The sequence below is a fragment of the Arthrobacter hankyongi genome (assembly GCF_022012395.1).
Classification (GTDB): domain Bacteria; phylum Actinomycetota; class Actinomycetes; order Actinomycetales; family Micrococcaceae; genus Crystallibacter; species Crystallibacter hankyongi.
In genome coordinates this window covers 1-15,459 of record NZ_JAKLTQ010000029.1, presented here as the reverse complement: position 1 = coordinate 15,459, position 15,459 = coordinate 1, and the positions used below count along the sequence as shown (strand labels likewise).

12 protein-coding genes are annotated in these 15,459 nt (G+C 70.0%); 3 read left to right on the top strand and 9 right to left on the bottom strand.

From position 1 onward, the window contains the following. Positions 1-14: 14 nt before the first annotated feature. From LVY72_RS22525 to LVY72_RS22510, 4 genes are all read right to left on the bottom strand, one after another. Positions 15-488 carry an OsmC family protein gene (locus LVY72_RS22525; protein ID WP_237826909.1) on the bottom strand — a complete coding sequence of 158 codons (474 nt, stop codon included), beginning with the start codon at positions 486-488 and terminating at the stop codon, positions 15-17. Between the two features lie 7 nt (positions 489-495). Next, positions 496-2,607, bottom strand: a complete 2,112-nt coding sequence (locus LVY72_RS22520; RefSeq protein WP_237826907.1) for a DUF6541 family protein — start codon at positions 2,605-2,607, stop codon at positions 496-498. A gap of 152 nt (positions 2,608-2,759) precedes the next feature. Then, positions 2,760-3,410 carry a DUF1345 domain-containing protein gene (locus tag LVY72_RS22515; RefSeq protein WP_237826905.1) on the bottom strand — a complete coding sequence of 217 codons (651 nt, stop codon included), beginning with the start codon at positions 3,408-3,410 and terminating at the stop codon, positions 2,760-2,762. A gap of 40 nt (positions 3,411-3,450) precedes the next feature. After that, on the bottom strand, positions 3,451-4,602 hold the full coding sequence (locus tag LVY72_RS22510) for an alpha/beta hydrolase (RefSeq protein WP_237826903.1): 1,152 nt from the start codon (positions 4,600-4,602) through the stop codon (positions 3,451-3,453). Between the two features lie 89 nt (positions 4,603-4,691). On the opposite strand from LVY72_RS22510, the gene lysX reads away from it, so the two are divergent. Further along, positions 4,692-8,042 carry a bifunctional lysylphosphatidylglycerol synthetase/lysine--tRNA ligase LysX gene (gene lysX, locus LVY72_RS22505; protein WP_237826901.1) on the top strand — a complete coding sequence of 1,117 codons (3,351 nt, stop codon included), beginning with the start codon at positions 4,692-4,694 and terminating at the stop codon, positions 8,040-8,042. Between the two features lie 3 nt (positions 8,043-8,045). On the opposite strand, the gene LVY72_RS22500 is transcribed toward lysX, so the two are convergent. Genes LVY72_RS22500 through LVY72_RS22485 form a run of 4 tightly spaced genes read right to left on the bottom strand, consistent with a single transcriptional unit; the run spans position 8,046 to position 11,218 of the window. Beyond that, positions 8,046-9,020: a sensor histidine kinase gene (locus tag LVY72_RS22500; RefSeq protein ID WP_237826899.1), complete on the bottom strand. Its 975-nt coding sequence runs from the start codon at positions 9,018-9,020 to the stop codon at positions 8,046-8,048. After that, on the bottom strand, positions 9,017-9,688 hold the full coding sequence (locus tag LVY72_RS22495) for a response regulator transcription factor (RefSeq protein ID WP_237826897.1): 672 nt from the start codon (positions 9,686-9,688) through the stop codon (positions 9,017-9,019). The genes LVY72_RS22500 and LVY72_RS22495 overlap by 4 nt, the downstream gene beginning before the upstream one ends. A gap of 52 nt (positions 9,689-9,740) precedes the next feature. Next, entirely contained in the window at positions 9,741-10,478 is a 738-nt protein-coding gene (locus tag LVY72_RS22490) for a phosphatase PAP2 family protein (RefSeq protein ID WP_237826895.1), read from the bottom strand. Continuing rightward, positions 10,475-11,218, bottom strand: a complete 744-nt coding sequence (locus LVY72_RS22485; RefSeq protein ID WP_237826892.1) for a DedA family protein — start codon at positions 11,216-11,218, stop codon at positions 10,475-10,477. Before LVY72_RS22485 ends, LVY72_RS22490 begins: the two co-directional genes overlap by 4 nt. A gap of 236 nt (positions 11,219-11,454) precedes the next feature. Here LVY72_RS22485 and LVY72_RS22480 point away from each other — a divergent pair, with 236 nt between their 5' ends. Then, the gene (locus LVY72_RS22480) at positions 11,455-12,711 is read left to right on the top strand and encodes a heparan-alpha-glucosaminide N-acetyltransferase domain-containing protein (RefSeq protein WP_237826890.1); all 1,257 of its coding nucleotides are present in this window, start codon (positions 11,455-11,457) and stop codon (positions 12,709-12,711) included. Here LVY72_RS22480 and LVY72_RS22475 read toward each other — a convergent pair. Beyond that, the gene (locus LVY72_RS22475) at positions 12,708-13,193 is read right to left on the bottom strand and encodes a DUF2127 domain-containing protein (RefSeq protein ID WP_237826886.1); all 486 of its coding nucleotides are present in this window, start codon (positions 13,191-13,193) and stop codon (positions 12,708-12,710) included. The genes LVY72_RS22480 and LVY72_RS22475 overlap by 4 nt on opposite strands. 136 nt (positions 13,194-13,329) lie before the next feature. On the opposite strand from LVY72_RS22475, the gene LVY72_RS22470 reads away from it, so the two are divergent. Continuing rightward, entirely contained in the window at positions 13,330-15,315 is a 1,986-nt protein-coding gene (locus tag LVY72_RS22470) for a glycosyltransferase (RefSeq protein ID WP_237826883.1), read from the top strand. Positions 15,316-15,459 lie beyond the last annotated feature (144 nt).

The window sequence follows — 15,459 nt, the reverse complement described above, 5'->3', positions numbered from 1 at the left end:
CCAGGCGCCGCGGCTCAGCCGAGGAGGATCTCGGGCTCGTTCCGCACCGGAAAATTCACGCTGCGGGCGATGAAGCAGACCCGGTGCGCCTCTTCGTGCAGCTGCTGTGCGAGGCCGGACTGGGACGGGTCCGTGATGGTGACCTTCGGGTGCAGCGTCACGGAAGTGAACTCGCCGCTGCCGTCCCGGTTCAGGCGCATGGTCCCCTCGGCGTCGTCTGTGTAGGCAGTGACCACGATGCCGTTCTTCACGGCAATGTGGAAGTAGGAGAGCATGTGGCACTGCGCCAGCGCCGTCAGCAGCAGCTGCTCCGGGTTCCACCGGTCCTTGTCGCCATGGAAGGTCGGGTCCGCGGTGCCCGCCAGGTCGGGCAATCCCGCGGCATGGACGACATGGTCCCGGCCATAGCCCCGGTAGCTTGACGTTCCGGTGCCGCGGTTGCCGGTCCAGGCGACGCTCACCGCGTAGTGGTGCTGGCTCAGATCCATGCCCCCATTAAAGCCGACGGCAGGCCGTGATCCGGTAGAGCGCAGCTGTGCCGTGCCTGGCCACGAGGTCGAACCCGTGGGTGTAGTCCACCTTGGTGAAGCCGGGCCATTTCAGGCCCCGGTCGGTCTGCCGCGCCCGGATGGGCCCGTCGTCGTACACGTAGCCTGCCCGCAGCCGGATCAAGGCGATGCAGACCTTCGGGTCGGTCCGGATGTGGCGGAAGTGCTGCCGCAGATAGGCCTCGTCGGCGGTGGTGGGCCGGTTGATCATTTGCGGGAAGACCACCCGGTGGCCGGTGAGGGCATAGATGTAGGGCAGCCCGTTGAACGGATCGCCGATGACCACGGCGTCCTTGGGCAGCAACGGTCCGAGCGAGCGGATGAAGTCCTGCTCGTGCCCCAGCAGGGCCCGGCCCCGGGGCATCGGCGTGACCTGGTAGGGGGTGGCCACCGAGGCAACTTTGGTCTCATAGCGGAAGCCGCCGGAGCTGGCAAAGACCAGGGCAACCGCGGCCAGGCCAAGTACAGCGGTCAGCACCTGCCGTTGACGTTCCCCGGCGCGGCGCAGGGCGCGGGCCGGCAGGCGGCAGACGCGCTCCGCCGCGAGCGCCGCGAACACGCAGCCGAAGGTCAGCACCAGCGGCGCGATCCGGGTCGGGTCCTTGTACCAAAAACCCGCCAGCCAGCGGAACGGATTGTCCGGTCCCGCAGCGAGCATGAACATGCCGGTTGCTGCCGCCATGCCGCCCACGGCGGGGCGGGACCGGTTATAGGCCAGGGCGATGGCCGCACCGGCCAGCATGAGGGCGGCCAGCACATAGGCGTAGGTCTGGGGTGTGGCGGAATGTCCGGCCGGCCGGGTCGGCAGGTCGAAGTACAGCCAGACCAGCGAGCCGCGCCAGCCGGCGTACGGCCGCCGCGGGTAGTCCAGCACCCGGACGAGCACTGACAGCCGGGACAGCCCCGCCGCGGCGGCGGCCAGCACGGCCAGGGACAGCACGCTCACCACTGCGGCGCGGATCCTGCTCAGCCGCCATTGGTACAGGAAACCGAGGATCAGGAAACGGCCCAGATAGAAGCCCCCGAGCAGCAGCAGCGCAAAGAAGGCCGACGGGTGGATCCAGACGGCACCGGCGGCGGCCAGCAGCAGGGCGGCACACCGGGCGCCCGTGCCGGGAGCGGGGGCTTGGACGGCGTCCTGCGGCCGGCGGTGCCAGCTCAGCCGGCTGGCATAGAGCAGGTTGATCCCCAGCGCGAGGATCGCCGGGATCACCGCCGTCGCAAAGCCATTGGGCCACTGCGCACTGCGGACAAGCTGGATGAACGGGAACGCCAGCACCGCGGCGCCGAACAGCGGAGCCAGGACCAGGACCACCGGCAGCCGCGGGAACAGCGCCGCGGCCAAATAGGCCAGCGAGACCGGCCAGATGACGCCGCCGATCAGCAGGCAGGCAAGGTTTGCCGCCGTCACGACGTCGCCGGGCACCAGGGACACCAGTTCGTGCCAGCCTGCCGGATAGAACGACGGCGGGCCGTTGCCGAAGATGGGCGAGATGCTCCACGGGCTGGACTGTCCGCCGTCCTGGATCCAGCGCACCGCATTGACGTGGAAGGTCGCGTCCCAGCTCTGGTTGACCCGGTCCAGCGAGACCATGCCCCGGACCATCGCCGTTCCGATCAGGCCGGCAGCTACCGCCAGCGTGGCGCCCAGCAGCACCTTCAAGTACAGCGGGATGGCTTCCTGGCCGGCAGCCCCGCTGGCAGCTTCGTCGGCGTTCGAGCCGCCGGCCTTGCCGCCGTCGGCCTCCGCGGCCGGCAGCGCGGCCGGAACCTTCCGCCGCGCCGTCTGTCGGACGGACAGCCGGACGGCTCGCCGTCCGGCCACGAAGCACAGGGCGACGGCGGCGGCCGCCAGCGCAGCGGCGCTCGCCGGACTCCAGCGCCAGCCGGTGGCCAGGCAGACCATGCTGGCTGCTCCGGCGATCGCCGCCGATGCTGCGGGGGCCAGGGCCAGGGCGGGAAAAACCTTCAACCGCAAGCCAAACAGGGCGAGGAATCCGGGGACATAAAAAATGCCGATCAGCACCAGCATTTGTCCTGCAACCGCCACTGCGTTCATAGGGCTCACCCGAGACCAGTATTGGGTACCGGTCCGCTGCGCACCAGAGGCTGTTTCATGCGACAGCCGGGCCGCACGGAACCTGCCACACGGCGGCGCGAATCCTTGCTGTCCCTGCCCGCAAGGCCGCAGCTGCCGCCCGGGGCCCGGCTTCAGCGGACAAGTCCGGCAACCAGGTTGATTGCGGTGGCCAGCACGGTGGTGGTCAACAGGTAGGAGATCATGGCATGGCGCAGGACCGTCGAGCGTACTGCGCCGGTCCTGAGGTCGGTATCCGAGACTTGGAAGGTCATGCCCACGGTGAAGGCGAGGTAGGCGAAGTCCCGGTAGCGCGGGGCCGAGTCCTCGTTGAAGTCCACGCCGGCCTTGTCCCGGTAGTAGAGGAACGCATACCGCAGGGTGAAGAGCGTGTGGACGAGGAACCAGGACAGCACAATGCTGACCAGCGCTGTCGCGAGACTGAGAACCTTCGCGGCTCCCTCCTCCTTGCCGGCATCGAGCAGGATCAGGACGATGCCCCCGAAGCTGGCCAGCGTGGCGGCGATCAGCAGCACGTCCGAGGCGGTGCGTCCCGAGTCTTCCCGCCCCGCATGGCTGGCGGTAGCGGCGGGGGAGAGGCCGCCGATGACGGGCCAGACCGAGGCCAGGTAGGTCAGCGACGCCGCAGCCCAGCCCAGCGAGGGGGCATACGTCCAGGACCAGCCGGTGCCGACCAGCACCGCGATGAGCGCTCCGACGGCGAGCATCACCGCCAGCCGGGTCCCGGAGCGGTGGGCACGACTGTCGAACCGTTGCGCCGTCATGGGCACATTCTGGCATACCGACCCGGGAATTCCCGCCGGATTACCGGGCGGCGAAATAGCCGGAAATGCCGCCCAGCCAGGCCAGGGAAGCCCCCACCTGCTGCCGCCAGACGTCCAGCCGGTGGCCGCCGAAGGGGGTGATATTGGTGACCAGGGTCGTAGGGGCCTCGACATGGGGCCGGAAGCTGGCCAGCGACCGCAGCGGCCGCCGGTCCTCGCCGCCGCTGAAGAACCAGATCGCCACGTCCGGCTTGTGCCGGGCGACGACCTGACCCAGGTTGTAGCGGGGATCACCGGCCCGGACCCAATGTTGCCGCGGGCTGTAGTCCGGCGAGAAGTAGCCGGCAAAGTTGATCGAGTTGGCCCACACCTTCGGGTGCCGCACCGAGAACATGGAGGCGCACCAGCCTCCGGCGCTGTAGCCGCTGGTCGCCCAGGCCTGCGGGTTGTCCACGGTGCGCAGGTTCGTCCTGATCCAGGGCACCAGGTCGTCGGCCACATACGATTCGTACTTGCCTTCGGAGCCATTGACGCATTCGGTGTCCAGGTTGGCCGGATACATGTCGGGAACCACCACGATGGGCTCGCGCAGCAGGCCATGGCGGACCTGGTCCATCACGGTGCTGCCGTAGTGCAGGCTCTTGGCGTAGGTGGACGGGCTGCCGGGATAGCCGGAGAAGGCCGTGATTACCGGATAGGCCTGGTCCGGACGGGCCAGGTAGGAGGGCGGCAGCCACAGTTCCACCTGTCGGGTAATTCCGGTGGTTGGTCCGGAGAAGGCAAAGGACACCCACTGTCCGTTCGGGGCCGTTTTCTTCAGACTTGCGCCGAAGGCGGGGTTCGATGCCGGGTGGCGCTGCAGCGCGCTGAAGTGGCCCCTGGCCAGCGGTGTGGGATGGCTTACCTGGCGCAAGGGCGCGCCGACGACGGCAGTCCGGGCAGGACCGGTCGCCCCGTCGGCAAAGAGGTCCGCCCAGGAGGCGTACCACTGGTTGTCGGCGTTAAGCTTCAGGAACAAGGTCCACAGCGTGAGCAGGGAGACCAGCACGATGGCCACCGCCTGGAGCAGATATTTCGCCAGCCCCGGAGTCCGGTGGCGGGGCAGTACGGCCACGGCGACCACCACCGACACCGTCAGGAGCAGCAGGCTCAGGGCCAGTACCGGCCAGGCAGTAAGTTCGTAGAAGGGCATACCCGGAATTGACTCCTCGACCGGACAGTTCGGTGTCGGCCATGATGGTCGGCGGGGGCGCCAGCATAGCACGGGACGGTGGTAGAACCATGGGACATTCGGCGCCGGCACCGGGCCGGAAGGCCGGCAGCGGCCGAAGCCCCGATGCGGCTGTTTCCCGGGCCCAGGAACGCTGGGCGCGGGTGCTGACCTGGCTCTATGCCGTGGCGACGCTCACCGCGGCAGTGCTCTGGTGCGCACGGCTGGTGGGGCTGACCACGCGGTTGCCGGTGCTGGTCTTTGGCGCGCTCAACGTCCCCCTGACTCCGTCGCTGGTGTCGGTGCTGGTCCTGGGCCTGGTCACCGGGGCGCTGCTGCGCCGCCGCCGGGTGGCACTGGTCCTGCTAGCTGCCTTCGCCATCCTCGGGCTGCTGGTCTCGGCCGGGATTCTCGCCGATTGGTGGGGCCCCGATCCCGACGCGGGTCCGTCCGGCCCCGGCCGGGCCGTCGGCATCGGGCTGGAGGTCATCGGGATCGCCGCATCACTGTTGACGCTCTGGCTGCTCTGGTGGGTGCGGCCGGCCTTTCCCGCCCGGACCCGTCCCGGTGCGGCCCGCGCGGCACTGCTGACCTTTGCCGTGGGCGTGGTGGTGTCCGTCGGATTCACCCATATCCTGCTGCTGGTAACCACTGATACCGCCGTCGACGATTGGGGCGTGCTGGCGTCGGCAGTGCTGCGGGCGCTGGGACTGCGGGTTCCGGGACTGCATTTCCACCGGGACGTCCCGGTCGGCATCCCGCTGACCACCTCGATCCTGCTGTCCGCGACCATCATCGCCACGGTCTTCGTGTTCCTGCGCGCCGGGCGGCGTCCCGGGGCCTGGAACGGCGAACACGAGGTCGCCCTGCGTGCCCTGCTGGCCGAGTACGGTGCGCGGGATTCCCTCGGCTACTTCGCCACCCGCCGCGACAAGGAATTGGTCTTCGCCCCGAACCAGCGGGCTGCGGTGGCGTACCGCGTGGTCGGCTCGGTGTGCCTGGCGGCAGGAGATCCAGTGGGGGACCCGGCGGCATGGCCGGCGGCAGCCGGCGCCTGGCTGCAGCACGCCCGCGACTACGGCTGGATTCCCGGCGTCGTCGGTGCTTCCGAGGCCAGCGGGCGGATCTATGCCGCACTGGGGCTGAACGTGCTGGTGCTGGGGGACGAAGCAGTCCTGCATCCGGACCGCTTCTCGCTGGCGAACAGTTCGCTGGCTGAGGTGCGCCGGGCGGTGCACCGCGCCCGCCGGGCCGGGCTGAGCGTGAAGATCCGGCGGCACGCCGAGATCCCGCCTGCCGAATTGGCGGAGCTCGGTAAGCTGGCCCAGCAGTGGCGGGGCGGCGGCCCGGACCGCGGCTTTTCCATGGCGCTCAACCGCTGGGATGACCCCGCGGACGGCAGCTGCGTCGCGGTCACCGCGCATGGTGCGGACGGCGCCGTCGTCGGGCTGCTCTCCTTTGTCCCCTGGGGGCGCCGCGGCCTGTCCCTCGACGTGATGCTCCGCGCACCCGAGGCGCCCAACGGCACCACCGATCTCATGGTCGCCGCCCTGCTGGCAGAGGACACCGGCCGCGGAATTGCCGAGGTGTCGTTGAATTTTGCGATGTTCCGCGGCCTGTTTTCCGAGGCTGAACGGCTCGGCGCCGGCACGGTCACCCGCCTGAACTCCTCCGTGCTCCGCTTCTTCGAACGCTACTTCCAGCTCGAGCGGCTCTACCGCTCCAACGAGAAATACCGGCCGGACTGGCTTCCGCGCTATCTGTGCTTCGACGGAATGCTGAACCTGCCGCGCGTCGCCTTGGCGGCCGGGCAGGCGGAGGGCTTCCTGCCTTTCCCGCTGCGCCGCCACGCACCCCGACGGCGGCTGAGCAGCGAACAGTTGCAGCAGGTCCGGCAGCTTGAGGCCGCCCCGCCGCAGCTCAGGGGTCCCGTCCGCCAGCCGACCCAGCAGACCCGGGACCGGGTCCGGCACGCCCGGATGCTGCGGGAAGCCGGCATCGACCCGTATCCGGTCGGGGCCCGCCCAGCGGTATCGGTGGCAGCGCTGAAGCCGGCCGGGCCGGAGGCCGCGTCCGGTCCGGTCCGGGTGTCCGGCCGGATCCGGGCCCTGCGCCACCACGGAGGCGTGCTGTTCGCCGACCTGACCGACGGCGGATGTACGCTCCAGGCCGTGCTGGAACGCCGAGTGTTCGGCCCGGACAGGTTCAGCCTGTTGAGCCGGGCGCTGGACACCGGGGACCTGGTGGCCATCACTGCCGTGCCGGGTGCGTCCCGTTCCGGGACGCCGTCCCTGCTGGTCTCGGAGCTGGAACTGGCCGCGAAGGCCCTGCACCCGGTACCGTTCACCGGCCTGCAGGACCGCGGAGCACGGCTGCGCCGCCGCTCCACCGACCTGCTGGCCCACCCGGAAGGCCTGGCCCTGCTCGTCCAGCGCTCGCAGGTCGTCGGCACCGTCCGCCACGTCCTGGCATGCGAGGGGTACCGCGAGGTCGAAACCCCGATGCTCAATACCGTCCACGGCGGTGCGGCCGCCCGACCCTTCCGGACCTACAGCAACGCCTACGGGCTGGACCTGACCCTGCGCATCGCCCCGGAGCTGTACCTCAAGCGTCTGCTGGTGGCCGGGAGCGGGCCGATCTTCGAGATTGGCCGCAATTTCCGCAACGAGGGGGCCGATGCCACCCACAACCCCGAGTTCACTTCGCTGGAGGCGTACCGGCCGTTCGCGGACTATTCGGATGTGAAGGAGCTCGCCGAGCGGCTGGTCAAGGCCGCCGCCACCGCCGTGCACGGGGCCGCCCTGCTGCCGCTGCGCAGTAACTCCGGCACCGCCCCGTCCTCAGGCCTGGAGCTTACCGACGTTTCCGCGCCATGGCCTATGGTGACGGTCGCCGATGCCGTTTCCGACGCCGTCGGCCAGCCGGTCTCGGTCGAAACCGACTTCGAGGATCTGCTCCGGCTGGCCCGGCGCCACGGCGTCGCGGTCCGCTCCGGGATGGGGCCGGGCGCCGTGCTGGAAAGTCTCTACGGCGCGCTGGTGGAACCGGCCACGATTTACCCCACCTTCTACTGCGACTTCCCGGTGGAGACCACGCCGCTGGCCGCCGCCCACCGCAGCCGCCCCGGTGTGGCCGAACGCTGGGACCTGGTGGTCAACGGGATGGAGCTCGGCACGGGGTATTCGGAGCTCACGGACCCGCTCGAGCAGCGCCGCCGCCTCACCGAACAGTCCCTGAAGGCCGCTGCCGGGGATATGGAGGCGATGGAGATCGACGAGGACTTCCTGTACGCGATGGAAACCGGCATGCCGCCCGCCGGCGGGCTCGGACTGGGCCTGGACCGGCTGGCCATGCTGCTGACCGGCAGGACCATCCGGGACGTGCTCAGCTTCCCGTTCGTGCGGCCCGGCCTGCGTGTCTGAGACTCAGCGCCGGGCGCCGGGCAGCTTCAGTTCGATCGTGGTGCCGTCCGGACCGGTGTGCGCGACCCGGACATCGCCGCCGTGGCGCAGGGCAGCTTCCCTGACCAGGGCCAGGCCAATGCCGTAACTGCCGGTGGCCTGCCCTTGGCCGGTACCCCGGGCAAAGCGGTCGAAGATCTCGCCCGGATCAATGCCGGTGATTCCTTGGCCCGTGTCCGCCACACTGATCAGGACCTGGCCCGCCTCGGCCCGGACGCTGACCCGGATCCGGCCGCCTGCCGGGGTATGGGACAGGGCGTTCTCGACCAGCGCGGTGACCATGCGGCGCAGCAGTTGCGGCGGGACCATCACCGGTGCGCTGCCCGGGCTGGCCAGCGCGATGCTGGTCTGGTCCGCCACCAGCTGCAGGTCCGCCACGGCCGCGGCCACGGTGGCAGCGGCGTCGACGGGTTCGGCGGCCGGACCGCCGCCTCCGGTGCTCATCAGCAGCAGGTCGTCGATCAGCCTGGCCAGTGCCGCGCTGTCCTGGCGCAGCCGGGCCAGGTCGTCGGCGGCCGGCGAATCCTGGCCGGCCTTGCGCTGGGCCAGCTGCAGCCGCGCGTCGAGGATGGTCAGCGGTGTGCGGAGTTCATGGCTGGCGTCCTGGACGAACCGGCGCTGCCGGGCCAGCGCTTCGCCCAGTGGCTTGACGGCGTTGCGGGCGCTGTACAGCCCGACCGCGGCGGCCAGGAGGATGCCGGCCGTGCCGGCAAGGACCAGGGCCAGCAGGCCTTCGCGTGCGTCGAGGTAGATTCGCCCGGGAGCGGCACCATGTTCAATGGCTTCGGCGGGCATCGTCCGGTAGACGACGAAGGCGACGGCGGCGGCGACCACCACGACGACGACGGCGGCGCACACCGCCGCGATCTGGAGACTGACCTTGCGGGCGGCGGCACGGACGATCCGCCGGTCCGCCTCCGAGAGGCCGGATGCGGTCACGAGGGTTCCCCCAGCCGGTAACCGGCCCCGCGGACCGTTCGGACGACGTCGTGGCCGAGTTTCCGGCGCAAATAGTACACGTACGTATCCACGGAACCGGCCTGGTCGGCCCGGTCGAACACGGCGCCGAGGATCTCCTCCCGGCTGAAGGTCCGGTCCGGTTCCCGGGCCAGCAGGGCCAGCAGCCCCGCCTCCCGGGGGGACAGCACCAGCGAGTCGCCGTAGGGGGAGGCCAGGATCCGTGCCTCGGGATCGAAGGACCACTGCCCGACGTCGAGTGTCCGGGCGGCTGCGCCGTAGGACCGGGTCATCGCCCGCAGCCGGGCGGCCAGTTCGGCGGCGTCAAACGGTTTGACCAGATAGTCATTGGCCCCGGCATCCAGACCGTCCACCTTGTCCGGCACCGAGCCGAGCGCGGTCAGGACCAGGATCGGGGCGGCAATTCCTTTCCGCCGCAGCGCCGTGATCAGGCCGATGCCATCGAGCAGCGGCAGTCCGCGGTCGATGACCAAGGCGTCCCATCCGCGGGTCAGGCCCAGATGCAGGCCCTGCTGCCCGTCCCGGGCGAGCGTGACGTCGAAGTCCCCGGCGAGCAATTCGACGATCAGCGGGCCGAGCTGGTTGTCGTCTTCGACCAGCAGCACGTGCGGTCGGAGCGTAGTACTCATAGCTGCCTATTCTGCCAACACGGGCGTCCCGGCACCTGTCCCTCCCGGCGGCTCAGCACCGGCCGGGCACCGGACCGAAACGGTCCAGCAGCGGGATCCGGGCGAGCACCTGGATGCCGAACCGGTTCCACAGCCCGGTAAAGAACGCAATCGCGGATCCCGCGGCAAGGAAGGAGGCAGCCACATCAGTGGGGTAGTGGACCCCCAGATAGACCCGGGACGCGGCCACCCCGACGGCCACCGCTGCTCCGCCGGCCAGTGCCGGCCACTGCCACCGGGTACCCCGTGCCAGCAGGAACACCGTTATGGCCAGCGATACCGCCAGCGCGGTGTGTCCGCTGGGGAAACTGCCCGTTCCTGGTTCCGCCAGCAGCGGATCCGCCAGCAGGGTTGCGTCCGGGCGGTGCCTGTCCACCAGGTCTTTGAAGACGATGGCGCTCAGCCAGCCAGTCGAAGCGATAGCCCCGGCGGCCACGGCGTTCACCGGGCTCCTGCGCACCAGCAGCAGGAACAGGCACAGCAGCGCGATCATCACCACACCGCCGGCGGGACTGAACACTGCGGCGGCCGTCAGGGCCAGGAAGGTCGCCACGGACGAATGCTCCCGGCTGAACGCCTGGTCGATTCCCAGCTCCGCCGTCGTGAACCCCCGCTGCCGGACCAGCACCAGGCCGGCCACCAAGGTCAGGAGAGCGGTGACAGCCGGCCAGAGCACCCAGTGCCGCGGCTGGGGCAGGACCGCCATCCTCGCCTGGGCCGGCAGGTCCCGCCGCTGGCCCACCGAGGTCATGAGTCCTCCCCGGCGTCCGGCAGCACCCCGGCGGCCTGGCGGTGCCGTGCCGGGCCCGCAGTGTCCGGATCGGCTGCCTGCTGCCGGGCGTGGCTGCGCCTTGCCTGCAGGTGCCGGCGCAGCAGGCCTGCGGCTACCGGAACCAGCGACGCGGCAACGATCACCACGGCGAGCAGATCCACGTTGTCGGCAATGAACCGGACGCCGCCCAGCAGCGACCCGATGGCGGCCAGCCCGGCACCCCAGAGCAGCGCACCAAGGACGTTCCAGGCCAGGAACTTCCGGTAGTTGTATGTTGCCGCGCCCGCGGCCAGGGGCACGAAGGTCCGCACAGTGGGCACGAACCGGGCCAGCACCAGTGCCTTGCCACCGTGGTGGTCGAAAAAGGCCTCGGCCTGTCCGAGGTACTCGGTCTTCAGGACCCGGGCCCCGGGGCTGAACAGCCGGCGTCCAAACCGCCGGCCGAGCCAGTAACCCGCCTGATCGCCCAATGTCGCCGCCGCAACCACCACCGCGATGAGCACCGGCAGGCTCAAACCCAGCCGGACATGCAGCAGGCCTGCGGTGAACACCAGCGAATCACCGGGCAGGAACGGGAACAGCACGCCGGATTCGATAAACACCATGGCGCCCACCGCGGCCAGTACCCAGCCACCCAGGGCCGGGAGCAGGGCCGCCGGATCCGTGATCGAGGACAGGCTGAGCCCGCCTGCCAGCAGCGGGACGGTGTGGGCAATCATCTGCATTCTCCATTTCCCCGGGTGTATGCCGGCCGGGACCGGTGTAGTCCGATGTACCTCAAGGATCGGCCACCGCCTCTGAGGAAGCTCTAAGAAAGGCCGTGGCCGCAGCGATGGTTCGGGTGCCGCGAACGCAGTGCTTGCCGCCGTCCCGGCGCGGTGGCAGGATGGCCCGAGCAGTTCCGGCTGGCGGTGCACTTCGGCAGGCGGCCGGCTGCGGGGCAAAGGGGACCACCATGCACCACCCGACCGCATCCTCCGTTCCGATTCCGAGCCGCGAGCCGGCCGCGGCCCCACCCAGGAAACGGGTCACGGCCGTGGACGCGGCCCGATGCCTGGCCCTGATCGGCATGGTGGGCATCCACGTGCTGCCCGAGACCCACGTGGGCGGCGCGGCTTCGCTGACCTGGGTCCTGTTCGCCGGCCGCGCCTCGGCCCTGTTCGCCCTGCTGGCCGGCGTCTCGCTGGCGTTCAGCGCCGGCGCGAGCCGGCGGCTGCGCGGGAGGCCCCTCAAGGCCGCAATGGCAGGGGTCGCCGCGCGCGCCGTCGTGATCATGGCCATCGGAATGACACTGGCCTATTTTGGCCCGGACGCCGAGATCATCCTGGCCTACTACGGCGTCATGTTCCTGCTCGCGGTGCCGCTGCTGGGGCTGACCCCGCGCATGCTGGCCGTCCTGTCCGTGGTCTTCGCGATCGCCGGCCCGCTGCTGCTCCAGTCGGTACGCGGGGTGGTGCCCGCCCCGGCCGAGGACAACCTCACTTTCGGCATCCTCTTCACCCATCCGCTGTCGACGGCCGGACAGCTGCTGTTCACCGGTGTCTATCCTGCCGTGCCCTGGATGGCCTACATGTGCGCCGGGCTGGCCATCGGAAAGCTGGACCTGAGCTCGCGCCGGACGGCTGCCTGGCTGCTGGCGGGCGGGGCCTGCCTGGCCGCGGTGGCATGGGCGGTCTCCGGCCTGCTGATGGTGGCCAGCCTCAGGCTGTCGCCGGGAACAGCGGCCGGCCTGCTGGCGGCCGGCGAGGATCCGCCCGTGCCGGAGGCGTCCTGGTCCTGGCTGGTGGCCGCCTCGCCATACTCCTCCATGCCGCTGGAACTGCTGCACACCATCGGTACCGGCATGGTTGTCCTCGGGACCCTGATCCTGACCGCCAAGTACATCCACCAGATCATCGATGTGCTGGCCCCGGCAGGCAGCATGACGCTGACCCTGTACTCGGCGCACCTGCTGTTCCTGGCCAGCGGACTGTTGGGCGCCCGGCCCTCCGAGTCCTTCGGGCTGCAGGTCAGCGCCGCGCTGCTCTTCGGCGTCCTCTGGCGGAACCTGGTCGGACGCGGGCCGCTGGAGGCCGCCGTCTCGGCCGTTGCCAAGCAGGCCAGGAACGCGGTAGCCGGCAAGGCCGGCACCGGAGGGCAGGCGCCGGCCCCGGGCAGTCCGGACCGCGGAGCGGCCAAGCCGTCCGTACCTCCGGCCGGGATAAGGCATTAGGCCCGTTGGCGCTGGCGCTGTCTGCCGTATTCATGCCAGGTCAGGAATACAACGGCGGCATCGAAAACGGTCAGCGCGACCAAGCCCGCCGTAGGGGAGACCGCGAGCTGGTAGAGCTGGTAGGCAATGAAGGCCAACAGCACTGCGATCATCCACAGGTAGGCCCAGAGCCTGTTCATCAGCACTGCGGCCACCAACACCACCTTCACCGCACCGTGGGCCAGCAGGTAGACGGCGGCATAGATGACGGCGCTCCCGGTGAGGGTGCCGGCGGCGTGCAGCAGGTGGGTGGCGATGAAGTCCCGCGGGTCTTCGGAAAGTTCGGGCTGCGTCATTCTGATGACGAAGCGGTGGATCTTCGCGGGGTCCAGCAGGAGCAGCATTACGCCGCCGGCCAGCTCCACCAGTCCGTCCAGTCCCTTGATGATGACGCCGACGGCGAAGAGCCTGTCCCACCAGTCGCGGGGCCTGAACCACTCCATGCAGCCTTCCCCGTTCCCACCGGCGCGGGGGCCCCGGCCTTCGGTTCCCCCAGCCAGAGTTTACGCGGCTGGCCCGGCCTCAAGCAGTAACGAACGGCCCTTCCCGCGGCGACGGCCACCGGGGTACATTTGCCGAATGCGGCGGACGGCTCACTTCACCGTCAATACCTTGGCCCTCAGGCGCGGCGGCCTCGTCAAGGCTGTACGTACGCGCGCCAATGCGCTGGCCGCGGCCGGTGCGCTGGAGGAAGTCTGGCTGGAGGTGCTCGGCTTCCAAGCGAGGCTCGACACCGACGTCGTAGCGCTGCGCCGGGGCGGCCACCTTCATCCCAAGGTGAAGGTGCGCAGCGTGCTCTACTCGCTCGACGGCAGCCCCCGGACCGAGCGCCGGAAGCCCGTGCGTGCTCCCGCCGATCCGGATCTGGTGGCGGTAGCGGTTGATGCCTCGGGCCGTAGTATCCGGTACTACCGGGACGGGCTGCCCGAAATGGACATCAGGTTCGGCGGGACCGGCTTGGCGGCGGCCATCGACCGCTTCGATGCGGCGGGCCTGCGGACCCGGCGGGAGGAAATGGACGGCGACGGCCGGCTGGTCAGGATCCTCCACTACAGTCCGGGAGCCGGAACGCCCAGCATCCAGCGGTACATCGGCCGCGACGGCCACTGCTTCCTGATGGTGCGGCAGAAGCCGGGGTCCGAGGTCTGGGCGGACAGCTGCCTGTTCGGAGCCAGCCCGCGTTCCTTCGCAGACATGGGTGATCTGTACCAATACGCCCTCGAACACCTGCTGGCTGTGGAGGACGCGCCGGCCATCTGTTCCGAGTTCAGGGACAGTCTCGACAACATCCCGGGCCGAAACCTGGACGACATCGTCGGGTCGCTGCGCCACCCGAACCTGCTCAGGATTGCGGTGGCGCACAGCAACCACCTGGAAGCACCATACGTGGCCGGCTCCGGAGTCAGCCCTAACTGGAAGCGGCTCATCCTCCAACTGGATGCCTGGGACAGCCTGGTTGTCTGGACCGAGGCCCAGCGGCGGGACTTCAGCGAGGACTTCGGCCACGGCGAGCTGCTGGAGGTGGTTCGGCCGGCGGCCCCGGAGCCCCGCCCCACGGCGTCCCGCACTGACCCGAACCGGCTTGTCCTGGTGGCCCGGACCCATCCGAAGAAGCGGGTGGATGAAGCAATACGGGTCCTGCACAAAGTGCTGGACGGCAACCCTGCGGCAGTGCTGGAAGTCTACGGGCTCGGTTCCAAGAGCGATGAGGAAGCCAAGATCCATGCGCTTATCGCCGAACTAGGCGTCGGGGACAGCGTGCGCTTCATGCCCTTTGCCGAGGACCCGGCCACCATCTACCCCGGCGCCTGCGCCACCGTATTCACCTCCGCGTCCGAAGGCTTCGGGCTGGTGCTGCTCGAAAGCATGGCGTGCGGCGTGCCGGTAATGGCCTACGACAGCAATTATGGGCCACGGGAGGTGATTGCCGACGGCGTGAATGGCTATCTGGCTCCGTTCGGCGACCACGACGCGCTCGCGGCCCGCATCCTGCAGCTCATGGGGGACCCCGGACTGCGCGAACGGCTCGCTGAGGGCAGCCGGGCCACGCTGGCCGGCTTCAACGAGGCCCGCTTCGTGGCCCGGTGGACCGAGGTGCTCAGCCGGCCGGGCCGGCCGGGCCGGGCGGCGGTCCGCGGTACCGATCCGTTCGGCGGCAGCGCCCATTGGGCGGGCGACACGCTCATCCTGCCCGCAGCGGACCAAGTGCCCGAGGGCACGGAACTGCTGGTCCGCAAACGCAGCGAGCAGGACGGCCTGCGTATTCCCATGACTGGGCGCACCTGGCATGTTCTGTTTGCCCGCAGCGGGCCGCAGGACATCTTCGACTTTTTCATTGCTGAGCCCGGACACGGGAAGGAGCAGCGCCTCGCTTTCGGGCAGTTGGACGTCGTCCAGCGGCCGCCGCTGCGGATCTACGCGACCGAAAACGGCAACCTGTCGGTGAAGCACACTGGGCCGGCCAGCCTGACCGGCCGGCTGGGCAGACTGCCTGCCGTGCGCAGGCTGCTGCGCGTCCCGGCAGTCGGGGCCCTGCTGCGCGGCGGCCTGCGGCACGGGCGGTAACCCGCCCGCCCCGTCCCGGCGTCGTCGCCCGCCCCTGTCCGGACCGTCCCGCTGCCCGCCGTCGCCGTCCGGGCCGTCTCGCCGTCCCAGCCTGCCCGCCGTCGTTCGCGCCCATGTTTACCCTTCAAGCTTTGCAAAACCGCA